This is a genomic window from Aliidiomarina soli, assembly GCF_003986975.1.
Classification (GTDB): Bacteria; Pseudomonadota; Gammaproteobacteria; order Enterobacterales; family Alteromonadaceae; genus Aliidiomarina; species Aliidiomarina soli.
In genome coordinates this window covers 50,933-75,406 of sequence record NZ_PIPO01000002.1, presented here as the reverse complement: position 1 = coordinate 75,406, position 24,474 = coordinate 50,933, and the positions used below count along the sequence as shown (strand labels likewise).

General features: G+C 49.7%; 26 protein-coding genes. 17 read left to right on the top strand and 9 right to left on the bottom strand.

What is annotated here, in order from left to right; all coding sequences use genetic code 11:
- The first annotated feature begins 14 nt into the window (after positions 1–14).
- Positions 15–689: a DUF2959 domain-containing protein gene (locus tag CWE14_RS04090; protein ID WP_126798227.1), complete on the top strand. Its 675-nt coding sequence runs from the start codon at positions 15–17 to the stop codon at positions 687–689.
- Positions 690–732: 43 nt separating this feature from the next.
- Here CWE14_RS04090 and CWE14_RS04085 read toward each other — a convergent pair whose 3' ends face one another.
- From CWE14_RS04085 to CWE14_RS04075, 3 genes are all read right to left on the bottom strand, one after another.
- The gene (locus tag CWE14_RS04085) at positions 733–1,275 is read right to left on the bottom strand and encodes a YceB family lipoprotein (RefSeq protein ID WP_157981775.1); all 543 of its coding nucleotides are present in this window, start codon (positions 1,273–1,275) and stop codon (positions 733–735) included.
- A 35-nt stretch (positions 1,276–1,310) separates the two neighbouring features.
- Positions 1,311–1,895 carry an NUDIX hydrolase gene (locus tag CWE14_RS04080; protein ID WP_126798225.1) on the bottom strand — a complete coding sequence of 195 codons (585 nt, stop codon included), beginning with the start codon at positions 1,893–1,895 and terminating at the stop codon, positions 1,311–1,313.
- An 85-nt stretch (positions 1,896–1,980) separates the two neighbouring features.
- Entirely contained in the window at positions 1,981–3,084 is a 1,104-nt protein-coding gene (locus tag CWE14_RS04075) for an AI-2E family transporter (RefSeq protein WP_126798224.1), read from the bottom strand.
- Between the two features lie 259 nt (positions 3,085–3,343).
- Between CWE14_RS04075 and nhaD the strand changes: the two genes are divergently transcribed.
- Positions 3,344–4,786, top strand: a complete 1,443-nt coding sequence (nhaD, locus tag CWE14_RS04070) for a sodium:proton antiporter NhaD (protein ID WP_126798223.1) — start codon at positions 3,344–3,346, stop codon at positions 4,784–4,786.
- A 16-nt stretch (positions 4,787–4,802) separates the two neighbouring features.
- Here the strand turns inward: nhaD and CWE14_RS04065 are convergent, their stop codons facing one another.
- The 5 genes from CWE14_RS04065 to CWE14_RS04045 form a co-directional block, all read right to left on the bottom strand.
- Positions 4,803–5,252 (bottom strand): hypothetical protein, encoded by a 450-nt coding sequence (locus CWE14_RS04065; RefSeq protein ID WP_126798222.1) that lies wholly within the window; start codon positions 5,250–5,252, stop codon positions 4,803–4,805.
- 34 nt (positions 5,253–5,286) lie between these two features.
- The gene (locus tag CWE14_RS04060) at positions 5,287–6,153 is read right to left on the bottom strand and encodes a patatin-like phospholipase family protein (RefSeq protein ID WP_241972318.1); all 867 of its coding nucleotides are present in this window, start codon (positions 6,151–6,153) and stop codon (positions 5,287–5,289) included.
- An 87-nt stretch (positions 6,154–6,240) separates the two neighbouring features.
- The gene (locus CWE14_RS04055) at positions 6,241–7,101 is read right to left on the bottom strand and encodes a patatin-like phospholipase family protein (RefSeq protein ID WP_241972317.1); all 861 of its coding nucleotides are present in this window, start codon (positions 7,099–7,101) and stop codon (positions 6,241–6,243) included.
- A 60-nt stretch (positions 7,102–7,161) separates the two neighbouring features.
- Complete coding sequence (locus tag CWE14_RS04050) at positions 7,162–8,022, bottom strand: universal stress protein (RefSeq protein ID WP_126798221.1); 861 nt, start codon at positions 8,020–8,022, stop codon at positions 7,162–7,164.
- 26 nt (positions 8,023–8,048) lie between these two features.
- Entirely contained in the window at positions 8,049–9,530 is a 1,482-nt protein-coding gene (locus CWE14_RS04045; protein WP_126798220.1) for a SulP family inorganic anion transporter, read from the bottom strand.
- A gap of 331 nt (positions 9,531–9,861) precedes the next feature.
- On the opposite strand from CWE14_RS04045, the gene CWE14_RS04040 reads away from it, so the two are divergent.
- From CWE14_RS04040 to CWE14_RS03975, 14 genes are all read left to right on the top strand, one after another.
- On the top strand, positions 9,862–10,308 hold the full coding sequence (locus CWE14_RS04040) for a flavodoxin domain-containing protein (RefSeq protein ID WP_126798219.1): 447 nt from the start codon (positions 9,862–9,864) through the stop codon (positions 10,306–10,308).
- A gap of 541 nt (positions 10,309–10,849) precedes the next feature.
- Complete coding sequence (mnmG, locus tag CWE14_RS04035; RefSeq protein WP_126798218.1) at positions 10,850–12,745, top strand: tRNA uridine-5-carboxymethylaminomethyl(34) synthesis enzyme MnmG; 1,896 nt, start codon at positions 10,850–10,852, stop codon at positions 12,743–12,745.
- A gap of 27 nt (positions 12,746–12,772) precedes the next feature.
- Positions 12,773–13,411, top strand: a complete 639-nt coding sequence (gene rsmG, locus CWE14_RS04030) for a 16S rRNA (guanine(527)-N(7))-methyltransferase RsmG (protein WP_126798217.1) — start codon at positions 12,773–12,775, stop codon at positions 13,409–13,411.
- Between the two features lie 81 nt (positions 13,412–13,492).
- Positions 13,493–14,284, top strand: coding sequence for a ParA family protein (locus CWE14_RS04025; protein WP_126798216.1), 792 nt, complete (start codon positions 13,493–13,495; stop codon positions 14,282–14,284).
- Positions 14,285–14,304: 20 nt separating this feature from the next.
- Positions 14,305–15,195 (top strand): ParB/RepB/Spo0J family partition protein, encoded by an 891-nt coding sequence (locus tag CWE14_RS04020; RefSeq protein ID WP_126788894.1) that lies wholly within the window; start codon positions 14,305–14,307, stop codon positions 15,193–15,195.
- 174 nt (positions 15,196–15,369) lie between these two features.
- Positions 15,370–15,768 carry an ATP synthase subunit I gene (locus CWE14_RS04015; RefSeq protein WP_126798215.1) on the top strand — a complete coding sequence of 133 codons (399 nt, stop codon included), beginning with the start codon at positions 15,370–15,372 and terminating at the stop codon, positions 15,766–15,768.
- Between the two features lie 14 nt (positions 15,769–15,782).
- The gene (gene atpB / locus CWE14_RS04010) at positions 15,783–16,628 is read left to right on the top strand and encodes a F0F1 ATP synthase subunit A (RefSeq protein ID WP_126798214.1); all 846 of its coding nucleotides are present in this window, start codon (positions 15,783–15,785) and stop codon (positions 16,626–16,628) included.
- Between the two features lie 57 nt (positions 16,629–16,685).
- Positions 16,686–16,925 carry a F0F1 ATP synthase subunit C gene (gene atpE / locus CWE14_RS04005; protein ID WP_111569431.1) on the top strand — a complete coding sequence of 80 codons (240 nt, stop codon included), beginning with the start codon at positions 16,686–16,688 and terminating at the stop codon, positions 16,923–16,925.
- Between the two features lie 33 nt (positions 16,926–16,958).
- Positions 16,959–17,429: a F0F1 ATP synthase subunit B gene (atpF, locus tag CWE14_RS04000; RefSeq protein WP_126798213.1), complete on the top strand. Its 471-nt coding sequence runs from the start codon at positions 16,959–16,961 to the stop codon at positions 17,427–17,429.
- A 17-nt stretch (positions 17,430–17,446) separates the two neighbouring features.
- Positions 17,447–17,980 (top strand): F0F1 ATP synthase subunit delta, encoded by a 534-nt coding sequence (gene atpH, locus CWE14_RS03995; RefSeq protein WP_126798212.1) that lies wholly within the window; start codon positions 17,447–17,449, stop codon positions 17,978–17,980.
- A gap of 14 nt (positions 17,981–17,994) precedes the next feature.
- Positions 17,995–19,536 (top strand): F0F1 ATP synthase subunit alpha, encoded by a 1,542-nt coding sequence (gene atpA, locus CWE14_RS03990; protein WP_126798211.1) that lies wholly within the window; start codon positions 17,995–17,997, stop codon positions 19,534–19,536.
- Positions 19,537–19,596: 60 nt separating this feature from the next.
- A complete protein-coding gene (atpG, locus tag CWE14_RS03985; protein ID WP_126788900.1) occupies positions 19,597–20,457 on the top strand; it encodes a F0F1 ATP synthase subunit gamma in 861 nt (286 codons plus the stop codon).
- 40 nt (positions 20,458–20,497) lie between these two features.
- Positions 20,498–21,883: a F0F1 ATP synthase subunit beta gene (atpD, locus tag CWE14_RS03980; protein WP_126788901.1), complete on the top strand. Its 1,386-nt coding sequence runs from the start codon at positions 20,498–20,500 to the stop codon at positions 21,881–21,883.
- An 18-nt stretch (positions 21,884–21,901) separates the two neighbouring features.
- On the top strand, positions 21,902–22,330 hold the full coding sequence (locus CWE14_RS03975; protein ID WP_126788902.1) for a F0F1 ATP synthase subunit epsilon: 429 nt from the start codon (positions 21,902–21,904) through the stop codon (positions 22,328–22,330).
- 99 nt (positions 22,331–22,429) lie between these two features.
- Here the strand turns inward: CWE14_RS03975 and CWE14_RS03970 are convergent, their stop codons facing one another.
- Complete coding sequence (locus tag CWE14_RS03970; protein ID WP_126798210.1) at positions 22,430–23,413, bottom strand: prolyl hydroxylase family protein; 984 nt, start codon at positions 23,411–23,413, stop codon at positions 22,430–22,432.
- Positions 23,414–23,548: 135 nt separating this feature from the next.
- Here CWE14_RS03970 and CWE14_RS03965 point away from each other — a divergent pair, with 135 nt between their 5' ends.
- Positions 23,549–24,436 (top strand): glycosyltransferase family 2 protein, encoded by an 888-nt coding sequence (locus CWE14_RS03965; protein WP_126798209.1) that lies wholly within the window; start codon positions 23,549–23,551, stop codon positions 24,434–24,436.
- Positions 24,437–24,474: the final 38 nt, after the last annotated feature.

Sequence of the window (24,474 nt, the reverse complement as noted above, 5' to 3'; positions counted from 1 at the left end):
AGTGAGACAAACGCATGCATTTGAAAACTTTCCCATTTTCTTTAACCGTTATTAAGTTAGCCGCCCTTGCTGCAGCCTTGCTCAGTGTCGGCGCCTGTAGCAGTGTCTATTACGATACCATGGAGAAATTCGGCTACGAAAAACGCGACATCCTGGTATCACGGGTCGAAGACTCGCGCGACGCTCAGTCGGATGCCCAGGAAACCTTCCGAAGCGCCTTAGAACGCTATCAGAGCGTTATCGATACCCCAGAAAGTGACCTCCGGGAAAAATACGAAGAAGTCCGTGAAGCCTATGAAGACAGCGAAGACGCCGCGAAGGAAGTAAGTGAACGCATCGCCGAAGTCGAAGATGTCGCAGAGGACCTGTTTGATGAATGGGAAGATGAACTCGACCGCTATACCAATCAGCAGCTTCGTGCCTCCAGTGAACGTCAACTGGGTGAAACCCGCCAGCAGTATGAAAGCCTGATTAGCCGTATGCAACAAACAGAAGAACGTATGGGCCCAGTGTTGCGCGCTTTTGAGGACCAGATGTTGTATCTGCGTCACAACCTTAACGCGCAGTCAATTGGCGCGCTGGAAAGCGAACTTACTCAGATCAGAAGTGATGTCGATACCCTGATCCGTAATATGGAAACCTCGATTGCGGAATCTGAAGCCTTCATCCAACGCTTAAGAAGCCAGTAACTAACTAATTACTACTGCCAATCAACCAGCGTAAAGCGACGTCTCAGTCGCTTTGCGCTTGCTCACGACCGGCACTTTTTATCCGCAGTTGTCCGGGCTCCACCACCAGATCCATCCCCAGCCGTTGTAATAGCTGATAACGGCTGTCGTCCTGATCGAAACGATACACCGGATGTTCATCCAGGTAATCATGCAGCAAGCGGTATATCTCAGTGTGTAAGCCATTTAAACGAAGCGAGCCAAGCCCTGTCTCGACGGAGGAATCTTCGAGTACCAAATCGCGAATAAAAATTGCGTGATGTTCAGCGCTGTAACTAGGCGCGCCGGCCATACTCAAATCAACAGCAACCGGGTATTGCTGACCAAACACAGTCGCATTCAGCGTTGACTGGGTGCGAACCCGGACTTTGCCATCACCGTCCTGGCCAATATCAAGTTCCAGCGCATCCACATTCAGCGCCGCACTTAACCCCGCAAAGTCGACCTGATAGCGAGTCGACTGCAGTTCATTCAGCGCCAGCTGCTCCAGTTCATCCTCACTGATGGTGTAATTAATCAACTGACCCATTTGGGCGCAAGCTGTCATCAGGCACCCTGCAACTACAACTGTTATCAATTTAATCATAATGACGCTTCCCGTTCTCTTGGTGGTTGGCCTCGCTTTTCTCCGTTACCAGTTAAGAGTTCACTGGCAACCCGTTCCATAACCAGCGTCTCACGGCCTATAGATATGCCCATACTGTCAGGCCGACGCTGCATTACCTGATGGTTATGACGAATCGCTTCATCCAGCGCCACCCACTCGACCGACATACCATTGCTAACTTCGTAGTGTTCCAACTGGTTTGCTACCAATGGCTGGTTGAGTTTGCAGTGGTACCAGTAGGAAGTCTGAAACATCATGTCCCAGTCCGCCTTCCAGGTAGGCTGATGTTCCGTGACCTTGCCAAAAGGCGCGATGATATCAATATCATGGGCGCCGGCTTCTTCATGCAGTTCACGGCGCAACCCTAGCTGAGGATCTTCACCCGCATCCAACCCGCCCCCAGGGAAGCTGAAGTCGTCATAGCGCGATGTATACATCAATAGTATTTTTTCCTCACGCAGAACAATACCGCGTGCTGCTTCACGTTTTAGCACTTTCAGATCTTGCTGGTTACCCAGGCTTTCAATAGAGTGGTGGGTAAGGTGCGCTAACAACCGCATACAGGGCGCTCCGTTGCTTGATAGATTAACTGGACAAAAAAACAGCGAAGAGTATACATCAGGCACCCACTAAAAGAGAGGGGCGTCACTTACGCAACACGTCCGCCAACGGCTTTAACTTCGGAATATGCGATATCACCACCATAATAACGGTCATTACCGGTACTGCGAGTAACACACCGACAGGTCCCCACAGCCAACCCCAGAAAAAGATAGAGACAAAAACGATGATCGGGTTAACCGCTAAACGCTGACCGTGGATATAAGGCTCAAGAAAGAACCCGATAACGGTAATCAAAAGCACGAAGGCCCCTGGAACCAGGAGAATTTGCCACAGCTCCTCGAACGTAGCCACCGAAACCACCAATAGCAGACCCGTACCAAGAATACCGCCAATGTAAGGAATAAAGCGAACTAAACCCGCTACCAGCCCCCACAGCACAGGGGTGGGCAAACCAGCGGCCCAGGATAACAAACCAATCGCCACACCGATGCCGACATTGACTGAAGTGATCACCCCCAGGTAACGAGCTATCTGCTCCTGACCGGAACGCACGATGCAAAGAAAGATATGCCGTCGCTGGCGACGCATTTGCTGCGCCAGATTGCGCACCAACACATCACCGCTGACCAGAATAAAATAGGTTAGCGCCAGCGCTAACGCGAGCCCCGTTACGCCACTTTGTACTTGCGTCGCAAGCCGGTTCTGCCAAAGTTCACTTTCATGAATAATAACCTGAGGTTCGTCTGACTCTTCAACTTCATCTTCAACTTCGGCCTGAATATCTTCGGCCGCTCGCTGCAGCTTTTCCAGATCCTGCTGCACCTCACTGCGCCCCTGCAATAACCTCTCAACCGCCCGGGGCGCATCTTCCGCCCATTGTGTGAGCGGTGCGAAAACCCCGTAACCAATACCGGCGAGTGCAGCAATAAAGGTTAGGATCAAAGCCAACGCGCTTATGGTGCGCGGGATATGCCAGCGTTTGCCGGCAGTCGCGACCGCCGGTGCCATCAACAGGCTTAACAGCAACGCAAAAACGATCGGCAGCAAAATTTCACTGGCCAGAAACAACGTATATAAAACAGCAAAAGTGAAGAGCCCATAAATAGGCGTGCTTAAATCCTGTTTTTTGATCGTTTTTAGTAAGCTGGAATTGCTTTCAGATTCAGGGTTCTGACTGCTTTGCATAAACCGCCTCAACATATCTTATTGTTATAACTGCTGCTAACTATAGCTTACTGCGGCGTTTCTAAATGATAAGTTTTTCTAAGTTAACAGATACTATAAATACATCTTCAAAACGCTAAAAATTTGTTGAGTAACGCGCAAAAACTAAAGCCAACTGCTAGAATCCGCCCGTCTCAGGTTGTCCTCCGACCTGTCTCACCGAGCAATCATCTTTTGCCAGCAACAAACACAACTAATCACTGAATTAGAAGAGTAAAGCATGAAACGAAGCAAACTTGGCCTCCTCGGCCTTGGGCTTGGTCTTGCACCCGCCCCCGTACTCGCCGCTAGCGGCACTCTCGACCTGACCACCTCAGGTGTTGGCTATATCGCCCTAATTGTTTTCACCCTAGCCTATTTACTGGTCATGGGCGAAGAAAAATTGCATCTGCGTAAGTCGAAACCTGTACTCGTCGCCGCCGGTATTATCTGGGCTCTGATTGGCTGGCACTATGTCCAGGCGGGTCTGCCTTATGAAACGGCAGATGCCTTCAAGCACACCTTACTTGAATTTGCCGAGCTAATGCTCTTTTTGCTGGTCGCAATGACCTACATTAATGCGCTGGAAGAACGTCGCGCATTTGATGCTTTACGTGCCTGGCTGGTGCGTAAAGGCTTTAGTTACCCTGCACTGTTCTGGATTACCGGCCTGTTGTCGTTTTTTCTTTCCCCCATCGCCGATAACCTCACCACCGCCTTGCTGATGTGCGCGGTGGTCATGAAAGTGGCAGAGCATGACAGCAAGTTCATTGGCTTAAGCTGCGTCAATATAGTCTTAGCCGCCAATGCGGGCGGTGCGTTCAGTCCATTTGGTGACATTACCACGCTAATGGTGTGGCAGGCCGGCGTTATCAACTTCCAGGAATTCTTTGTGCTCTTCATTCCGGCAGCCGTCAGTTACCTGGTACCAGCCTGTGTGATGTACTATTTTGTACCCAAAACCAAACCAGGCGGTGTAATCGAGAACGTCGAGCTGAAACGTGGCGCAATCCGTATTGCCTGTCTGTTTGTCTTCACTGTAATGACAGCGGTCTGCTTTAAAACCTTGCTTAACTTACCGCCGGTCATGGGCATGATGATGGGTCTGGGTTACCTGCAGTTCTTTGGTTACTTCCTGCGTATGACGTTACCAGGTTCTCTGGCCCGTAAACGGGCAAAGGCCGAGCAACGTGGCGATCAACAGGCATTGAAACGGCTTGGTGGAGTGGTGCCTTTTGATGTCTTCAGCCGGGTTCAGCGGGCCGAGTGGGACACCTTGTTATTCTTTTATGGGGTCGTGATGTGTGTCGGTGGCCTCGGCTACATGGGTTACCTCGCCGTACTCTCCAACTTCCTCTATCTGGACTGGAATGCAACCGGCGCCAATATAGTGCTCGGTCTACTCAGTGCCGTTATCGACAACATTCCGGTAATGTTTGCGGTGCTTACCATGATGCCCGACATGAGCCACGGCCATTGGCTCCTGATCACGCTTACCGCGGGTATTGGTGGCAGCCTGTTATCAGTCGGCTCCGCAGCGGGAGTTGCATTAATGGGACAAGCACGGGGTCATTACACCTTTTTTGGTCACCTGAAATGGTCCCCGGTCATCTTATTAGGCTACATCGCAGGGGTTGCGGTTCATCTCTGGCTCAATGCCAGTTACTTTGCTATTCATTCTTAGGCATAGCGGCCACAGGTTATCGCGTAATGCGCGGTGGTCGTTTGCGATTGTGACCCGTAGGAGGCGCCAGAATTGGCGCTTTCTTGTATCTACGCCGAACCCAGTTAATGGTTCTAAGAACCCCCGGCTGCAACACAACCCATCGTTCCATTCTGTATTTGCCCGGCACATCCGACATAATCAACGCCGCCAGCAACGTCAGTAACCCCTGGCCAGGCAACACCAGCATCAATAACCCCGCCACCATCAGCACCAGTGCCAGTGCATTGCGCGCGGTAGTGAACCAATACGACGACAAGCCACGACGCCGGCGCCGATGAGCACCAAGAAAGTAGTCCTTCGGCATATAAATAATCAGCACCGGCAGGACCACCAAAGACACTACAGCAAGTATGACGCTGATCGAGGTTAACCACGGGAGATAGGGCTGAATCCAATCAAACGCTGCTACTAAGCCCTCGATCATCCTTGTTCCTTAACCGATAAGCACTCCAAATTCATTACTCAGCCCCTCCTTTCTTTACCTGCGCAATAAACTTTTCTCCAACATGTTTACCATGCAAATAGCCTTTGCGTAAGCGTAAGCCATTGCGCGAGAGGCGACCGACTTTAAATTCAGGTCCAGGGGCGAGCATACGCATATTGCAATCCGCAGGCGGCTCGTCAATAAAATCAAGCGAGCGATTGTAATGCTGATAACGGTCTTTGGTCGCCCTGGCTAGCGCAGGTTGTTTGCGCAAAACCAGGTTCATAAAGGTTTTATTTGCTGGTCGTTTACGATACCCATGGCTTTGCGACAGGATCACGGTAATATCGCGAGCTCCCCAGGCGTACGCGGTCTCCACGGGGATCGAGTCACTTAACCCGCCATCGGTCATCGCCATCCCTTTCACTTTGGGGTAATCGCGATAGGCAAGGGGAATAGCACAGGTCGCTGGCAACACATGACCCAGGTTATCAAGATCTATCTGGCTGTAGCAGGGCTTGCCGTCCCGAATCCGGGTCGACACCACATAGAGTGGAATTCCCCGCCGCAAAAACATCGCCTCATCAAGCACCTCATCCTTCGCCGATTCTTCAATAAGCCAGCGCACATCGGTCAGGTGCCCACCAGTTAACGCGCGCCGGAAATTAATAAACTCGGGACGGGTAGCATGGCTTTGGAAGACCTTGTAGGTTCGTTGGAAATCCCCTGACAAGTAGCTTAATGCGGCGGTGGAACCCGCCGAGACACCAATCACAAAATCAAATGGATAGAAGTCAGCCTGAATAAACGCATCCAGGACCCCGGCCGCAAAAATGCCACGCATAGCGCCGCCTTCCACGACTAAAGCTCGTTTACCTTTTGGCTTATGAGGCATCAGCATAGGGTCGACCGCCAACCGTTTTGTTGTATTCGAATGTAGTACTGCATACCATCTGCCCCCACTCTAACTACCTACTATAAACTATAGCTAGATCTCAGCAAGGTAGGCTTGCGCTTTCCTGGTTCCATGCTTAAAGCCTTTATCAAGTTTACGTGTGTCGCGGGTAAAACGACCCACCTTAAACGTAGTATCAGGGGCTATCACTCTGACCTTACAATCAGCTGGTGGGTTCGCTATGAAGTCCAGCGCATCGTTATAGCGTTGATGACGGGAATGCACTGCTGCACACAGCGCCGGATGTTGTTGTAGTAACCAGTTTGCCAGCCAGGGGGTACGTGACTGGCGCATTCGATAACCCAGCGGCCGTGACAGCACCACAGTGATATCGCGGGCTCCCTTCTCATAAGCATAACGAACCGGAATCGAGTCGCTGACACCACCATCGGTCATTGCTTTGCCATCCAGCTGCGGAAACTCACGAAAGACAACCGGAATTGCACAGCTGGCAGGGAAGGCCTGATGCAAATTCTGTTCATTGATCACCGTGTAATGAGGTTCGCCGTTTTCAATCTGGGTACTGACCACATGCAGCGGAATGCCGCGTTCAAGATAGCGATCAAATGACAAAGGCACCTCCTCAAACGAGGTAAACCAAAGCCAGGCAACATTGCAAATATGGTCCCTTTTACTCAGCAACGCCCGCGGGCGAATAAACTCAGGCCTGGTCGCATACGTGGTAATAACTTTATGATTTCTACCTAAGTCACCAGCCAGGTACCCAATCAAATTGGTAGCGCCCGCTGATACGCCGACAGCAAAATCAAAAGGATTATAATCCTGCTCTAAAAAATAATCTAAAACCCCCGCCGCAAATATTCCGCGCATCGCGCCACCTTCGACTACCAGTGCCTGCATATATCCGTTATCGCTCCAAATCCATAAAAACATCAAAAAAAAAACCGCTTACAGGTCGCAAGCGGTTTCTTTAACACTCAGTAAAACCAGGCCCTAACGCAGTAGCAAAAGTGGGATCTTAGTACTGGTTAACAAACGGTTGGTATGACTGCCAACGAAAAACTCACGAATTCGTGAGTGGCCATAAGCCCCCATCACCATGGCATCCATTTTTTCATCTTCAGCATACTCAAGCAGTGTCTTTTCAACATCGCCCTGCTCAAGGACCGCAGTGACGGTAAAGCCAGTCTGTTGCAGACGCTCTTTCGCCCAGTTCAAATCTTCCAAATTGTCATGGTTCTCAACGCCCACCATCATCACATGCACGGGAATACCTTTAAACAGTGGGCTGTCAGCCACCATTTCGGTCGCCTTGCGTGAGGTGGCACTGCCATCATAAGCCAGTAAAATACGCTCAGGCGCTTTAAACTTACCAGTCACCACCCAAACCGGGCGGCTGACCGCGCGAATAACGCGCTCAACCTGATGGCCGATATGCTGGCCGACCCCTTCACCGTGGCGACCCTGCTTGCCGACAACCAATAAACGGGTTTCGTTTTCCACCTCAAGCAAGGTATCAACCAGATCGCCATGGCGTTGACGGGTCGCCACTTCAGTCAGGGCCGTAAACGACTCCTTGATGTGCCGCTCAGCGGCGTCCAGTACCATCAGCCCCTGACGACGTGCCAGTTTAGCGCGCTTTTCTTCAATTTCCGCCAGCTCGACCAGCAGGTTCTGTCGGGTATCGACGCCAATGTTGCCACTAAAATCGATATCAGTCGGAGTACGTACATCATCTAATACATTGAGTAAAACCAATGCATTGTCCAAACGCTGGGCAGACCAGGCTGCGTAATCACAAACCGTTTGGCTCAGCGAGCTGCCGTCAACACAAGCAATAGTGTGAGTGCTCATAATGTTATCCTTTTTATAATCGAAGTTTAGTGACCATCCATTAGTTTAGCAGTGGCTTCGGGATCATTCGCCACACCAAACTTATCTACGACCGTTTCGGTGGCTTTATTCATTCCGATAACTTCAACATCGGTCCCTTCGCGGCGGAATTTAATAATGACCCGGTCAAGCGCTGAGACTGAAGTAATATCCCAGAAATGCGCTCGATCTAAGTTAATCTCAACCTTATCAAGGGCTTCTTTAAAGTCAAAAGAATCGATGAACTTTTCAGCCGAACTGAAGAAAACTTGACCTGCAACATCATAACGGCGACTTCTGCCGTCCTCAGACAATTTAGAGGCGACGTGCATGTAGTTGCCAACTTTGGCAGCAAAGAACACTGCAGCAAGTAGCACCCCTACAAATACACCATAGGCCAGGTTATGGCTCCAAACCACTACAACCACCGTGGCGACCATGACAATATTGGTGCTCATTGGGTGTTTCTTAAGGTCAATTATCGATGCCCAGCTAAAGGTACCAATCGATACCATGATCATCACTGCAACCAAGGCCGCCATAGGAATAAGCGCAACCCAGTCAGCAAGAAACACCACCAAAATAATAAGCGCAACACCGGCAACCAGTGACGATAAACGTCCACGACCACCTGACTTCACGTTAATAATAGACTGACCAATCATCCCGCAACCAGCCATACCGCCCATAAAACCAGCACCTACATTAGCGATACCCTGACCACGACACTCTTTATTACGGTCACTTTTAGTGTCAGTTAGGTCATCAACAATGGTCTGCGTCATCATCGACTCAAGTAACCCAACTACTGCCAAAGGTAGTGCGTAAGGCAAAATAATCATTAAGGTTTCTAAGGTAAGCGGAATTTGAGGGATCAGGAACACGGGAAGTGTATCAGGCAATTCTCCCATATCGCCCACGGTTCGAATATCCATGCCCAGGTACATTGCCAGCGCAGTCAGCACTACAATGCATACCAGCGGCGATGGAATCGCTTTGGTGAGATAAGGCAGACCATAAATAATCGCAAGTCCGCCAGCCGTCATCGCGTAGACATGCCAGGTCACATTAGTAAGCTCTGGCAGTTGTGCCATAAAAATCAGAATCGCCAGTGCATTGACGAAACCCGTAACAACCGAACGCGAGACAAAGCGCATTAACACGCCTAATTTGAGCACCCCGAATACAATTTGCAGTAGGCCTGTCAAAACCGTTGCGGCCAGCAAGTACTCTAGCCCGTGGTTATCGACCAGCGTTACCATAAGCAACGCCATAGCCGCTGTTGCTGCAGAAATCTGCCCAGGCCGCCCACCGACAAATGCCATAATCACACAGATACAGAAGGAGGCATATAATCCAACTTTAGGGTGGACACCAGCAATAATGGAGAACGCAATCGCTTCCGGGATCAACGCCAGAGCGACAACAAGTCCAGCTAATACATCACCACGAATATTCGAGAACCAGGTCCTCTGAAGATTGGCTAACATGGGTTTTCCTTCTTAGATCGATAAAAATCACATAGCTCCCGCTACGGCAGGGGCCACTATAATCATTAAATGTTAAAAAATGGTGAAAAATCACACAACGTAAAATACTGCGAGAAATGCAGGTAGAATGAGCTCTCCGGAACAGGAAAGATCACAGAAGGTTATGGAAACCTTCAGAAATGGGCGGTTTTCTAGGGCGGCGTGATAGGCACTATGAAAATCCTACTTTTCTATTGAATTAACAGCCTGTTTACAACAGGATGAATAAAATTTGGAGCGCGAATACTACTGTAATTCTGTGCGTAAAACAATCAATCTAAGGGATATCTGCATGGTTATTGATATTTTAGTCGGTACTACCTCAGGAAATACCGAATTTCTCGCTGACATGCTTCACGAGGAACTAAAACAACGCGGCCACAGCGTTCGCTTCCACGACAACCCGCAACTAAATGACTTACCCACCAATGACGGATTCTGGTTAATCTGTGTCGCCACCCATGGCGCCGGCGAAGTTGCCGACAGCATGCTCGATCTAAACGACCAATTGCAACAGCAACAGCCTTCACTTAAGGGCGTACAGGGCGCGATACTGTCAGTCGGTGATTCAAGCTACGATACCTTTTGCCAGGCCGGTAAAGACATCGAACACGTAGTAGTCGGTCTGGGTGTGCATTTAATAAGTCCTCGTTTCGATATTGATATGATGACGAGCAGCGATCCTGAGCAAAGTGCGGTGAACTGGCTGCAAAGCTGGGCAAGCAAACTTGGAAGTTGATCAACACAGTGCTTATCCACAACAAGGATCGCTTACAGGCAGGCCTCTCTACCTTAACCAACATGGTTTACTAACAGCTTTTAAGCTTAGTTACCCCCATAATTGAAAAGGTGTGAATAGATCATGATCAAAGCTGTGATCACAAGCAGGGACAACTATGGGGATAAAACCCATTGTGGATAAGGGCTCTTTTATACCACTGGTTACCCCAGCATAAGATCGCTGTTTATGCACAAGGATCATGATCGCGTAAGATCCTGATCCTCAACACGAATAGACGCTTACCCACAGAAAAGGCGCTAGCTAATAGTAAAAGTAATAAAGAGATCTAAAATAAAAGATCTTTATATTAGATCCTTCTCTCAAGGCTCAATTCGCTTTCATCGCCACTAATCAAATTTACGCAAAGCCTCTGTAAAAACCTGCAACTAAGCGATATAAGTCATTTCTTCATCACCCCCATTCATGTAAAATACCCGCCCTTGCGATCCTAATGATCGGATCCGCAATCTATGCTCGGAATAACCATGGTGACTGACCTATGACTGAACAGTTTGATGTGATTGTAATTGGAGGAGGCCACGCCGGTACTGAGGCTGCTCTCGCTGCTGCCCGTATGGGCCAGCAAACCCTGTTACTGACTCATAACATCGATACACTTGGTCAGATGTCATGCAATCCAGCCATAGGCGGTATTGGTAAAGGTCATTTGGTAAAAGAAATCGATGCCATGGGCGGGATCATGGCAAAAGCTGCAGATCATGCTGGTATTCAGTTTCGAACCCTAAATGGATCAAAAGGACCAGCAGTCCGCGCTACCCGAGCCCAGGCAGACCGTGCGTTATACAAAGCCTATATTCGCCAGGCACTTGAACATCAGCCTAATTTGAAGATTTTCCAGCAAGCCTGCGATGATCTGATTGTTGAAAGTACCGGCCAGGGCCAGCGGGTTACCGGGGTCATTACCCAAATGGGCCTGACCTTTAAAGCCAAAACGGTTGTTCTAACGGTTGGGACTTTCCTTGGTGGACAAATTCATATTGGTTTAAGCAATTACCGCGGTGGACGTGCTGGCGATCCACCTTCAATTGCCCTGGCAGATCGTCTGCGCGAATTGCCGTTACGGGTTGATCGTCTAAAAACCGGAACACCGCCACGAATTGACGCCAATAGCATCGATTTTTCAATGCTGCAAGAACAGCCCGGCGACAATCCCACGCCTATTTTTTCGTTTATGGGCGCAGCTGCTGACCACCCGAAACAAATTAGTTGTTATATCACCCATACCAACGCCAATACCCATGACCTGATCCGCCAGGGGCTAGACCGCTCACCGATGTATTCAGGCGTGATAGAAGGGGTGGGGCCACGTTACTGCCCATCGATTGAAGACAAAGTAATGCGTTTTGCTGATAAAAACAGCCATCAGATTTTTGTCGAGCCAGAAGGTTTAAGCTGCACAGAGGTCTACCCCAACGGTATATCCACCAGTTTGCCATTTGATGTGCAGGTCGCTTTGGTCCATTCAATCAAAGGCTTTGAAAATGCGCATATCACACGACCTGGCTATGCCATCGAGTACGACTTTTTCGATCCCCGTGATTTGAAACCCTCCCTGGAAACAAAATACATTGATGGTCTGTTCTTTGCCGGACAAATTAACGGCACCACAGGCTATGAAGAAGCCGCTGCTCAGGGGCTTATTGCAGGTATGAATGCAGCCTTGCAGGTCCAGCAGAAAGAGGCCTGGACCCCACGCCGCGATGAAGGCTATATCGGTGTTCTGATTGATGATCTAGCGACCTTGGGGACCAAAGAACCCTACCGTATGTTCACCTCCCGTGCTGAATACCGTTTGCTGCTGCGTGAAGACAATGCGGATCGTCGTTTGACCGCCAAAGCTCGTGAACTGGGTCTGGTTGACGATGCACGCTGGGCACGGTTTAACAGCAAAATGGAAACCATCGAGACTGAATTGCAACGTTTTCGTGGCACATGGGTGCACAAAGATCATCCTGCAGTACCAGCACTCAACCCGATGCTAAAAAGCCCGATTAGCAAAGAGGTCAACCTCGAAGAGCTATTACGTCGACCTGAAGTGACCTACCAACAGCTGACTTCAATTGAAAGTTTAGGGCCTGCGCTGGATGATACTCAGGCTTCTGAACAGATTGAAATTCAGACTAAATATGCAGGCTACATTACCCGTCAGCAGGATGAAATTGCTAAAGCGTTACGCCATGAACACACCAAATTACCGACTGAATTTGATTATTCGTCGATTTCTGGTTTATCCAACGAGGTGGTGGCGAAACTTGCTGAGCACAAACCACAGACGGTTGGCCAGGCAGCGCGTATTTCCGGAATCACCCCGGCGGCTATTTCGATGCTGCTGGTGCATTTAAAGAAACAAGGCTTGCTGCGAAAAAGCGCCTAAGGTCACATACCGAGGATGAAACAGAAAATGTCCGACGCAGCCCAGCTCGCGCACAAGCTTCAGCAATTGCTGGCGACGACCTCATTGGCAGTCAGCGAAGCGCAACAAAGTCAGTTAGTCGAGCTGGTTTTACTGCTAAATAAATGGAATCAGGCTTATAATTTAACCTCGGTACGCGATCCAGAGGCCATGTTGGTCCGCCATATTATGGACAGCGTCGTGGTCTCCCCTTACCTGCAGGGCGAACGTATCGTGGATGTAGGCACTGGTCCGGGTCTGCCGGGTTTACCCCTGGCGATTCTCAATCCGGACAAAGAATTTGTTTTAGTAGATAGCTTAGGAAAACGGATTAATTTTATTCGCCAGGTGGTTCATCAGCTGGGCCTGAAAAATGTCACTGCAGTCCACAGTCGGGTTGAAAATTATGAACCTGATCAAGGGTTTAGTTCGGTTATAAGTCGGGCATTTGCGTCACTTGCAGATATGCTTAGCTGGTGTCATCATCTACCTTCTGCGGAGGGAAGCTTTATTGCGCTGAAGGGCCAATTGGATGAAGATGAGCTTACCGCTGTTCCTGCAGAATTTACCGTCGAATCCAAGGTACGGCTGAATGTCCCCGAGCTTGAAGCAGAGCGTCATCTGGTGGTGATACGGCAACACCAGTAAACCAGGTTGAGCCATTGCTTGGTTATGATTGTGGACATCCTGTGTAACCATCCGTCTATCTATAACAAGTAAGAGGCAGCTTTGGGCAGAGTTATCGCAATAGCGAATCAAAAAGGCGGCGTTGGTAAGACAACGACAGCAGTGAATCTGGCAGCGTCGATGGCTGCAACCCGGCGTAAAGTGTTGCTGATTGATCTCGATCCGCAAGGCAACGCCACCATGGGAAGTGGTATCGACAAATATGATCTTGAGTACACCGCCTACCATATTCTGGTGGATGACAAGCCGGTGCAGGACGTTGCCGTGCATAGTGAAGACGTCAAGTTTGATATCATTGGCGCCAATGCGGACGTAACCGCAGCTGAAATTAAGCTGATGGAAGTGTTTGCCCGCGAAACCAAATTACGCCGGGCCCTCGAGCCTGTGCGTGATCAGTACGACTTTATCTTTATCGATTGTCCGCCATCGCTGAATTTACTAACGGTCAATGCAATGGCCGCGGCAGACGCTATTCTGGTTCCCATGCAGTGTGAGTACTACGCCCTTGAAGGCTTAACCGCACTGATGGACACCATTGAACAACTGGCGTCGGTGGTTAACCCAAACCTTGTCATTGAAGGTATTCTGCGTACCATGTACGACCCGCGCAACCGCCTGGCCAATGATGTCTCTGAACAATTAAAAAATCATTTTGGCAGTAAAGTGTACCGGACAGTCATTCCGCGCAATGTGCGCCTGGCTGAAGCACCAAGTTTTGGTGCACCGGTTATGTACTATGATAAGTCATCAACTGGCTCAAAAGCCTATCTGGCATTAGCAGGTGAAGTAATTCGCCGTGCTGAGCAAGAAAATCAAGCGGCGCAAACATCCTAATTTAGCGAAGGTCAACATTCATGTCAGCGAAAAAACGAGGCTTAGGGCGTGGTCTGGACGCTCTGTTAACTAACAGTGCAAATGCAGCAGCGCGGCATGAAAGTCAGCGTCCGGCTATCGAAGATATAGCGGCAGACAAAGGCGAATTGCAAAAGTTACCGGTGGAGTTCCTCCAGCCTGGTCGTTTTCAGCCACGCAAAGACATGGCCCCGGAAGCCCTTGAAGAGTTGGCCAATTCAGTTCGTGCCCAGGGCATTATTCAACCCGTTGTGGTTCGCCAGTTAGGTGATAAAAGCTTTGAAATTATCGCCGGTGAACGGCGCTGGCGCGCCGCGCAAATAGCCGGCCTGGATACCATCCCATGCCTGATTAAAGACGTCAGTGACGAAGCCACTGTTGCCATTGCCCTGATTGAGAATATTCAACGTGAAGATCTCAATGCGATGGAAGAAGCCACAGCGCTGGCTCGTTTGCAGGATGAGTTTAATATGACTCATCAGGGAGTTGCCGATGCGGTTGGTAAGTCGCGTACCACGGTGACCAATTTACTGCGCCTGAATAACCTCAACACGGACGTCAAAACGTTACTCGAACGTGGCGACATTGAACTTGGCCATGCCAAAGTCTTGCTTGCGGTGGAAGGCGACCTGCAAAGCGAACTGGCCAAATTAATTGTGGCCAAGGCGTTAACTGTGCGTGAAGCAGAAAAGCTGATTAACAAAGCCTTGAACCCGACCGAAAAGAAAGAACCAGAACCTACGGATCCCAATGTCCAGCAGCTGGAAGAGAGTTTGAGTGAACGGCTTGGAGCCAGCGTTGCGATTAGCCATAATCGCAAAGGAAAAGGCAAGCTGGTAATCAACTACTCAACCCTGGATGAGTTGGATGGGATTTTGGCCCACATAAAGTAAGGTTACCCTTAGTCTTTTTATTGTTATTCCCTTGTTGGTTGCCTTTAATTTCAACGGCTGGCGGGGCGTATTGGTTAGCAATAAAGTTGCAATTTTCTGCTGAAACTTTATAATCGGCCGAGTTTTTGTGCTGTATTTATTTCAGGCAGCACGCTTAAAAGCAGGATATCGGTCATGTCACGGTCAGCCCATCGAATAATGAATACATCGGGCCGCCGCGTCGCGCGACGTTTATTGACCTTGCAGTTGGCGGTATCAGCGATTTTAGTTTGTCTATTTTGGGCATTTTCCGGCGCAGCAGCCGCGTTAAGTGCAGCGACCGGTGCAGTCATTGGCCTGGTCCCCAACAGTATTTTTGCGGTGCTTGCTTTTCAGTTTAGCGGCGCGCGATCGGCACATAGTGTCGTAAACAGTTTTATGGCCGGTGAAGCATTGAAGTTGATGCTCAGCGTGGTGTTGTTAGTAGTGGCGTTGAATCTTTTAAGCGAACCTCTGTTACCTTTGTTCGTAGTATTTGCCCTCCTCCACCTGCTGCATTTGCTGGCCCCGATTTTACTTTTAAAAACTAACTAACTTAGGTTGTTAACATGGCTGCAAATGGAAACATTACAGTCCAGGGATACATCAACCACCACTTAACCGATATGACTGTAGGTGAAGGCTTCTGGGCCATTAACCTCGGTGCGTTAGGCTGGTCGATTATTCTTGGTTCATTATTTGTCATCAGCTTTGCTCTGGTGGGACGTAAAGCAACAACGGGTGTACCGGGTAAGTTCCAGTGCTTCGTTGAGATGATTGTAGAGTTCGTTAGTGGCTCAGTGCGTGAAACCTTTCATACTAAAGATCGCCTGATTGCCCCGGTAGCGCTGACTATTTTCATGTGGATCTTCCTCATGAACTTAATGAAGCTGGTACCGGTCGACTGGTTCCCTACGATTGCCGGTTTCTTTGGCTTGCTGTTGAATGGCAGTGCGTTACCAGAGTACGCACAAAACTATTCATACCTTGAGCAAATTATGTCGCACCCATGGAGCTATCTGAAAGTAGCACCGACTACCGACATTAACATTGCAATGGGTCTGGCGCTGGGCGTGTTTGTGCTGATCCTCGGTTACTCAATTCGTTACAAAGGCGTTGGCGGGTTCGCAAAAGAATTGAGCCTGACCCCGTTCAATCACTGGTCGCTGATTCCATTTAACCTGGTCCTCGAGCTGGTGCAGTTGATTTCGAAGCCGGTCTCACTGGGTCTGCGTTTGTTCGGAAACCTGTACGCCGGTGAAGTCATCTTTATTCTGATTGCGTTGGTCGGTCTGGGGCAGTTACCGCTGCACTTTGCCTGGGCGGTCTTCCATATCATGGTTATTTTGCTGCAAGCGTTCATTTTCATGATGTTAACCATCGTGTATCTGAGCATGGCGGCTGAAGACCACTAAGCACGATTTTTTTACTTTTACTTTTAACCTTAACTTTAGAGAAAACTGGAGAAACCAATGGGTATTGAAACTGCAACTTTGTTCGCTGTAGCTATCATCCTGGCAACCGCTGCACTATCAACTGCGTTAGCATTCGCACTGATGGGTGGTAAGTTCTTAGAAGCGACTGCACGCCAACCAGAAATGGCTGCTCAGTTGCAAACCAAAATGTTCATCCTTGCGGGTCTTATTGACGCAATCGCTATGATCGGTGTTGGTATCGCGCTGTTACTATTATTCGCTAACCCGTTTGCGTAAGAGTCCCTGTAACCAACCAATAGGAGGCTCGTTGTGGATATCAACGCAACTCTGATAGGTCAATCGATCGCGATGGTCGTGTTCGTGTGGTTCACCATGAAATTTGTGTGGCCACCACTGAACAATGCCATTGAAGAGCGTCAGAAGAGAATCGCTGACGGTCTTGCGGCTTCCGAGCTTGCCGAGAAAGACCTTGAAAAAGCACACGAGCAGGTTGCAGCGGAGCTTAATAAAGCTAAAGCTGATGCCGCTGAAATCATCGAACAGGCACGTAAGCGTGCAACTAAACTGGTTGATGACGAAACTCAGCGTGGCCAGGAAGAGCGTGAGAAAATCATTGCCTCTGGTCATGCCGAGATCGAAGCGGAACGTAACCGTGCTCGCGAAGAACTACGTAAGCAGGTCGCTATACTGGCAGTTGCCGGCGCTGAGAAAATTATTCAGCGCGAAGTAGATGCGGCTAAACAAAGTGACATAGTTGATAAACTGGTCGCTGAACTGTAATCACGGGGGTTGAGCAAATGTCAGATTTGACTACGGTGGCTCGCCCCTATGCGAAAGCAGCTTTTGATTTTGCTGTTGAGCAGGGCGCGTTACAGGAATGGCAGGACATGTTGGCGTTTGCCGCGCAGGTAGCGGACGATGCAACCATGCAGACGTTCCTGAAGGGTGCCGTTAGCCGGGATAAAGCCACTCAGCTATTTTTGAGTGTGTGCGGCGAACAGCTCAACGAGAAAGGCCAGAACTTTATTAAGGTTCTGGCTGCTAACCAACGCTTAAATGCATTGCCAGCAATTTTAGAGAAGTTCTCTGAATTGCGCGCTGACCATGATAATGAAGTCAGTGTCGATGTCACTTCGGCCAGTGAGCTCAGTAGTGAGCAACAAGCCAAGTTAAGTACTGCGTTAGAAAAACGTCTCGCACGCAAAGTTAAGCTCAATTGCAGTGTAAATCCTGACCTTATGGGTGGCCTTTATATACAGGCCGGCGACACCGTCATTGACGGGACCCTGAAGAGCCAGCTTTCGAAGCTGGCGCACTCACTGCAATCATAATCGGGGACGAGAGCATGCAACTGAATTCAAATGAAATTGCAGAACTGATTAAAAAACGAATTGATCAGTTTGAAGTCGTCAGTGAAGCTCGTAACGAAGGTACCATCATCGCGAATACCGACGGTATCATTCGTATCAACGGCCTTGCAGATTGTATGCAAGGTGAGATGGTCGAGCTTCCTGGAAATCGTTACGCTATCGCACTGAACCTGGAGCGCGACTCTGTAGGTGCGGTCGTTATGGGTCCTTATGCAGATTTGCAGGAAGGAACCAAAGTTAAGTCAACTGGCCGCGTACTGGAAGTTCCAGTAGGCGAAGCGTTACTGGGTCGTGTTGTAAACACCCTGGGCGCACCAATCGACGGTAAAGGCGCAATTGATGCAGCGGGTTTCGAACCTGTTGAGAAAATTGCGCCGGGCGTTATCGAACGTCAGGCCGTTGATCAGCCAATCCAGACTGGTTACAAATCTATCGATGCGATGATTCCAATCGGCCGTGGCCAGCGTGAGCTGATCATCGGTGACCGTCAAACCGGTAAAACCGCGATTGGTATCGATGCCATCATCAACCAGAAAGGCACCGGCGTTAAATGTGTCTACGTTGCTATCGGTCAGAAGTCTTCGACCATCGCCAACGTCGTACGTAAGCTGGAAGAGCACGATGCGTTAGAGCACACGATTATCGTTGCTGCATCTGCCTCTGAGTCTGCTGCACTGCAGTACCTCGCGCCATACGCTGGTTGTACCATGGGTGAATTCTTCCGTGACCGCGGTGAAGATGCACTGATTATTTACGATGACCTGTCAAAGCAGGCCGTTGCGTATCGTCAGATCTCACTGTTGCTACGCCGTCCACCAGGACGTGAAGCATTCCCAGGGGACGTATTCTACCTACACAGCCGTCTGCTGGAGCGCGCTGCTCGTATTAACGAAGCAGAAGTTGAGCGCTTAACGGATGGTGCTGTGAAAGGTAAAACCGGTTCACTGACCGCCCTGCCTATCATTGAAACCCAGGCCGGTGACGTATCAGCATTCGTACCAACCAACGTGATTTCAATCACCGACGGTCAGATCTTCTTAGAATCTGATTTATTCAACGCGGGTATTCGTCCTGCGGTGAACGCTGGTGTGTCGGTTTCCCGTATCGGTGGTGCAGCTCAGACCAAAATCATCAAGAAGCTGGGTGGCGGTATCCGTCTTGCCTTAGCACAGTATCGTGAGCTGGCAGCATTTGCTCAGTTCGCCTCTGACCTTGATTCTGCGACCCGTGCTCAGTTAGAACACGGCCAGCGCGTGACTGAGCTGATGAAGCAGAACCAGTATAAGCCAATGAGTGTCGCTGACATGGCAGTATCAATTTATGCTGCTGAGAAAGGTCATCTGAAAGGTATCGAAATTAGCAAAATTTTGCCGTTCGAAGCCGCTCTGATCGACTACATGAAAAGCGAGCACGCTGAGCTCATGGCTACTATTAATTCAACTGGCAATTACAACGACGATATCGATAAACAGCTTGCTGCTGCTATCGAGAAGTTCAAAGCTACGCAAACGTGGTAATTGAGCAGCCGCTGCGTTTACGCGTAGCGGCTAAAGTCGTTTAATCGCAGGAGAAAAGTCATGGCCGGCGGTAAAGAGATAAAAACCAAGATCGGGAGTATTAAAAATACTCAGAAGATCACCAACGCAATGGAAATGGTTGCTGCGTCCAAAATGAAACGGGCGCAGGAGCGTATGGAGCAGTCTCGTCCTTACGCCGATGCCATTCGCAATGTGATTGGACACATCGCTCAGGGCGACCTTGATTTTACGCATCCTTATTTGGAAGAGCGTGAGGTTAAGCGTGTTGGTTACATCGTCATCTCAACCGACCGTGGACTGTGTGGTGGCTTGAACGCAAATGAGTTCAAAGCCGTATTACGCGATGTCCAGCAATGGGATGAGAAAGGCGTTGAAGTCAGCTTCGCAGCCGTGGGCAGTAAAGCAACTGGTTTCTTTAAACGCATTGCAGGTAGCTTAGCCTCACAGGCTTCAAACCTGGGCGATGCACCATCTGTGAATGATGTAATTGGAACCGTTGCGGTAATGCTAAAAGCATTCGATGAAGGCACGATTGACCGCCTGTTTTTGGTGTACAACAAGTTCGTTAACACCATGACGCAGGAGCCCGTGATCAATCAGCTGTTGCCTTTGCCGAAAAGTGATGAAGCCAAGCGAGAGTACTCGTGGGACTACATCTACGAGCCGGACGCTAAAACCATTTTGAATACACTGATGAAGCGCTTCGTTGAAAGCCAGGTGTATCAGGGTGTCGTCGACAACACTGCAAGTGAGCAGGCGGCACGAATGGTCGCGATGAAAGCTGCAACTGACAATGCGGGTGAACTTATTGATGACCTGCAACTGGTCTACAACAAGGCCCGTCAGGCAGCAATCACGCAAGAGATTTCGGAAATTGTATCCGGCGCCGGTGCGGTATAAGGCAAAGGTCTTAAAGATTTAAAGAGTTAGAGGAAACGTCATGAGTCAAGGTAAGGTCGTCCAAATCATTGGCGCCGTCGTGGATATCGAATTTCCACAAGACGCAGTGCCAAAGATCTATGACGCGCTCCGTATCACCGAAGGTGAGCTGACAGGTTTGACCCTCGAAGTTCAGCAGCAGTTAGGCGGTGGTATCGTCCGTGCAATCGCAATGGGTGGTACTGACGGACTGCGTCGCGGTGTGAGCGTAGAAAACAGCGGTGAGCCAATTATGGTCCCGGTAGGCCTGGAAACTCTGGGTCGTATCATGGACGTATTGGGTGAGCCAATCGATCACGCGGGCCCGGTGGGTGAAAAAGAGCGTATGTCTATCCACCGTGCGGCGCCTTCATATGAAGAGCAGTCGAGTTCGGTAGAGCTGTTAGAAACAGGTATTAAAGTCATCGACTTAATCTGCCCATTTGCTAAGGGTGGTAAAGTTGGTCTGTTCGGTGGTGCGGGTGTTGGTAAAACCGTCAACATGATGGAGCTTATCCGTAACATCGCTATCGAACACAGCGGCTACTCAGTATTCGCCGGTGTTGGTGAGCGTACCCGTGAAGGTAATGACTTCTATTACGAGATGAAAGAATCGAACGTACTGGATAAAGTTGCGCTGGTATATGGTCAGATGAACGAGCCACCGGGTAACCGTTTGCGCGTTGCATTGACCGGCCTGACTATTGCGGAAAAATTCCGTGATGAAGGTCGCGACGTTCTGTTCTTCGTTGATAACATCTATCGTTACACCCTGGCCGGTACGGAAGTATCAGCACTGTTGGGTCGTATGCCGTCAGCTGTAGGCTACCAGCCTACCCTGGCTGAAGAGATGGGTGTACTGCAGGAGCGTATCACTTCAACCAAAACTGGTTCAATCACGTCAATCCAGGCCGTTTACGTACCTGCGGATGACTTGACTGACCCGTCACCAGCAACCACCTTCGCGCACTTGGATGCGACCGTGGTACTGAACCGGGACATCGCGTCACTGGGTATCTACCCGGCGGTTGATCCGCTTGACTCGACCTCGCGTCAGCTGGATCCACAAGTGATTGGTGAAGAGCACTACAACACTGCACGTGGCGTACAGTCGGTATTGCAGCGTTACAAAGAGCTGAAAGACATCATCGCAATTCTTGGTATGGACGAATTGTCAGAAGAAGATAAGCGTACAGTGGCGCGCGCTCGTAAGATCCAGCGCTTCCTGTCTCAGCCGTTCTTCGTTGCAGAAGTATTTACTGGTTCACCTGGTAAGTACGTGTCGCTGAAAGACACCATTGCCGGCTTTAAAGGCATTTTGAATGGTGACTACGATGACCTGCCAGAGCAAGCGTTCTACATGGTTGGTTCCATTGAAGAAGCGGCTGAAAAAGCAGCTAAAATGTAATCGAACCGGAGGTTTGTGATGGCGGTAAATACAGTACACCTGGATATCGTAAGCGCGGAAGAGAAACTATTCTCGAAGAAAGTGCGATCGATGACGGTGACAGGTAGTGAAGGTGAGCTGGGTATTTTACCTGGTCACTTGCCTTTACTAACCGCCTTAAAGCCCGGCATGGTACGAGTGGTTTTAGAAGACGGTCATGATGAATTGTTCTATATCGCCGGTGGCTTTATGGAAGTTCAGCCTGACCATATCACGGTACTTTCAGACACCGCCGTACGTGGTGGTGATCTGGACGAGCAAGCAATCAACGCGGCTGAAAAACGTGCCCGTGAAGCCATGGCAGATGCCAAAGGCGACACGAGTTACGCCGAAGCGGCTGCTGAGCTTGCCCGTGCTATGGCACAGCTACGCGTGTTGCAACAACTGCGTCGTCGCAAAGGTGGTTAACAGCCTAAGCTAGTAACCCTAGTAACGAAAAACCCGGCCATGCTGCCGGGTTTTTTATTGCGCGTTTTTTATTGCACGTTTTTTGTAGCAGTAATCGGGTTAAGCGAGCAAGCCTAAGCGCAGCCAATGCGGTTTTTGCCGGCTCCACAGGGTTGCGACCCACTTCTCGCCCTTTTCAACCGGGCTGCCGCAGTGCAGCGATGCAGGTATTGGCAAGCCTGCTTCATTGGTATTGTTAAAGGTGACCATGCCGCCCGTTGGTGGCTTCACCTCCTGTTCCCAGTGTTTGAACCGGGTCGCGCCGCCACTGAATTCATTATTTAAATACAGCACGCTGGTTTTCACCCGTTGTCCAAATACTGCCAGTTCGTCCTGCACCGTAGGCGCGTCACTGACAATGTAGTCGTGGTGCCATTTGAATTCTTCGCCTTGCTGGTAACGATAAAAAATCAAGGGTTCGCTGTGGCTAACAGGTTGCTGCTGGGCGGCTGCCATCAGTCGGGTTAAAGACGCCACCACCAGATCGGTAGCCGGTACCGCTGAGATAAATTGCTTGTTATTGCGCACATCAGTCAGGATCTGCTGTTCGTTCTTGTGGCCGTATAACAAGGCATCCTCAAGTTGACGATGGGTATGGTCAATCAAGTAGCGTAGCGACACATCGGGTAACGCCAGTTGGGTTTGCCGGAGATCTGCATTTAACGACTGATCAGAAGAAAGTAATCGAGTCGGCTCAGTCAGCGCCTTCCACAACGGGGCTGCTCGCGGATTGACGGGTATTGCAAACTCTGCCAACGTGGTGCTGAAGTTCTTAGTATCATCCTGTGTGGCGGTTTCAGGCTGCCAAAACTGCTCAAGCAAATTGAGTCCTGCAAGGTCGTGCTCGGCAGCAAAGTGGAGCACCAGAGCGAGTTCCTTATCTGAGGCGGAGCTTGCCAGCGCATGGGCTAGCCAGACATCGGTAAACTCGGCAGAGCGGCTCGCCAGCTCGATAAGAGTAGCGACAGGGATTCGTTGGCCGCGAAAACCTTGCTGAATAATTTTTAGCAGTAGCTGGTAGGCTTGCTCATGTTGAGTCGTCATGGCGTCCTTTTTCTTTTAGAATGTGTCTTTGAAATGAAAAAGAAACATTTAGTAAATAAAAACCGCTTCAAATATGAGTATATGTGATTTTAGAGGCGGACAAAACTCCCGGGTAACTATAAGAATGTGTAGAGAATGAACTGGATAAAAGAACTACCGGCAACCGTTGCCTATCGAGTAAGGCGTAAATACAACTCGCTGGAAGCCAGTCGGGTTAAGCGTCAGTCTGTGCGTCTGATCACTGAAGCCTGGGAAGCTAGGGACACTAAAAAGCCTGTGGCTCATCCACTGCCGTTGAAGCTGATGATCAACCTGACATCTTTTCCTGATCGCTTTGACACATTGCACCTGACGTTAAAGTCGCTACTTACTCAAAGTGTAAAACCAGACGCGGTTAATTTGTGGTTGTTTGAGGGAGATAAACAACACTTACCGCAGCACGTTTTAGATCTGCAGCCCTTTGGCTTAACTATTCATTGGGTAAGCGAAGACACCCGCTCCTATAAAAAGCTGATACCAGCGCTGCAAAGGTTTCCCGATGTATTTCATGTAACCGCCGATGACGATATTTACTATCGACCCGACTGGTTGAAACAGCTCGTCGACGGCTATACAGGTGACAACAACCAGATTTTAGCGCTGCGCGCTCACTTTGTACGACGCTATGCAGACGGGACCGTCCAACCGTATCGTAAGTGGGAAGCCAAAACAGAGCGCAAAGGCCCTTCTAAAGACCTGTTTTTTACCAGTGGCGGCGGTGTGCTGTTTCCTCCTGGTTCGCTACACCCCGATGCAGTTAACGCTGAACTGGCTGCTGAGCTGGCGCCAACCGCCGATGATATCTGGTGGTTTGTGATGGCTCTGCTCAATGAATCCAAATTAAAAAGGGTCGGCGAAAACAAGGGGCTCGTTACCTGGCCGTCGGTGGAAAGTAGCTTTCTCTGGGGCATCAATAAATCTGCTGAGCACGGAAACGATGCGCAGCTAAACAACCTCTTAAGTCACTATAACCTTAAGCTCTGAGTGGCCTTGCTGTGCTGCTTTTCAATTTAAGGGCGGCG

What these genes read in the sequence shown, in the direction of transcription:
- rsmG (WP_126798217.1), top strand. Translation starts at nt 12,773, where the DNA reads ATGTCCGACGCAGCCCAGCTCGCGCACAAGCTTCAGCAATTGCTGGCG.
- CWE14_RS04065 (WP_126798222.1), bottom strand. Translation starts at nt 5,252, where the DNA reads ATGATCGAGGGCTTAGTAGCAGCGTTTGATTGGATTCAGCCCTATCTC.
- CWE14_RS04020 (WP_126788894.1), top strand. Translation starts at nt 14,305, where the DNA reads ATGTCAGCGAAAAAACGAGGCTTAGGGCGTGGTCTGGACGCTCTGTTA.
- atpG (WP_126788900.1), top strand. Translation starts at nt 19,597, where the DNA reads ATGGCCGGCGGTAAAGAGATAAAAACCAAGATCGGGAGTATTAAAAAT.
- CWE14_RS04055 (WP_241972317.1), bottom strand. Translation starts at nt 7,101, where the DNA reads ATGTTTTTATGGATTTGGAGCGATAACGGATATATGCAGGCACTGGTA.
- CWE14_RS03970 (WP_126798210.1), bottom strand. Translation starts at nt 23,413, where the DNA reads ATGACGACTCAACATGAGCAAGCCTACCAGCTACTGCTAAAAATTATT.
- CWE14_RS04060 (WP_241972318.1), bottom strand. Translation starts at nt 6,153, where the DNA reads ATGCTGATGCCTCATAAGCCAAAAGGTAAACGAGCTTTAGTCGTGGAA.
- atpA (WP_126798211.1), top strand. Translation starts at nt 17,995, where the DNA reads ATGCAACTGAATTCAAATGAAATTGCAGAACTGATTAAAAAACGAATT.
- atpE (WP_111569431.1), top strand. Translation starts at nt 16,686, where the DNA reads ATGGGTATTGAAACTGCAACTTTGTTCGCTGTAGCTATCATCCTGGCA.
- CWE14_RS04085 (WP_157981775.1), bottom strand. Translation starts at nt 1,275, where the DNA reads ATGACAGCTTGCGCCCAAATGGGTCAGTTGATTAATTACACCATCAGT.
- atpD (WP_126788901.1), top strand. Translation starts at nt 20,498, where the DNA reads ATGAGTCAAGGTAAGGTCGTCCAAATCATTGGCGCCGTCGTGGATATC.
- CWE14_RS04015 (WP_126798215.1), top strand. Translation starts at nt 15,370, where the DNA reads ATGTCACGGTCAGCCCATCGAATAATGAATACATCGGGCCGCCGCGTC.
- mnmG (WP_126798218.1), top strand. Translation starts at nt 10,850, where the DNA reads ATGACTGAACAGTTTGATGTGATTGTAATTGGAGGAGGCCACGCCGGT.
- CWE14_RS03975 (WP_126788902.1), top strand. Translation starts at nt 21,902, where the DNA reads ATGGCGGTAAATACAGTACACCTGGATATCGTAAGCGCGGAAGAGAAA.
- CWE14_RS04075 (WP_126798224.1), bottom strand. Translation starts at nt 3,084, where the DNA reads ATGCAAAGCAGTCAGAACCCTGAATCTGAAAGCAATTCCAGCTTACTA.
- CWE14_RS04040 (WP_126798219.1), top strand. Translation starts at nt 9,862, where the DNA reads ATGGTTATTGATATTTTAGTCGGTACTACCTCAGGAAATACCGAATTT.
- CWE14_RS03965 (WP_126798209.1), top strand. Translation starts at nt 23,549, where the DNA reads ATGAACTGGATAAAAGAACTACCGGCAACCGTTGCCTATCGAGTAAGG.
- atpH (WP_126798212.1), top strand. Translation starts at nt 17,447, where the DNA reads ATGTCAGATTTGACTACGGTGGCTCGCCCCTATGCGAAAGCAGCTTTT.
- CWE14_RS04080 (WP_126798225.1), bottom strand. Translation starts at nt 1,895, where the DNA reads ATGCGGTTGTTAGCGCACCTTACCCACCACTCTATTGAAAGCCTGGGT.
- CWE14_RS04050 (WP_126798221.1), bottom strand. Translation starts at nt 8,022, where the DNA reads ATGAGCACTCACACTATTGCTTGTGTTGACGGCAGCTCGCTGAGCCAA.
- nhaD (WP_126798223.1), top strand. Translation starts at nt 3,344, where the DNA reads ATGAAACGAAGCAAACTTGGCCTCCTCGGCCTTGGGCTTGGTCTTGCA.
- CWE14_RS04090 (WP_126798227.1), top strand. Translation starts at nt 15, where the DNA reads ATGCATTTGAAAACTTTCCCATTTTCTTTAACCGTTATTAAGTTAGCC.
- CWE14_RS04045 (WP_126798220.1), bottom strand. Translation starts at nt 9,530, where the DNA reads ATGTTAGCCAATCTTCAGAGGACCTGGTTCTCGAATATTCGTGGTGAT.
- atpB (WP_126798214.1), top strand. Translation starts at nt 15,783, where the DNA reads ATGGCTGCAAATGGAAACATTACAGTCCAGGGATACATCAACCACCAC.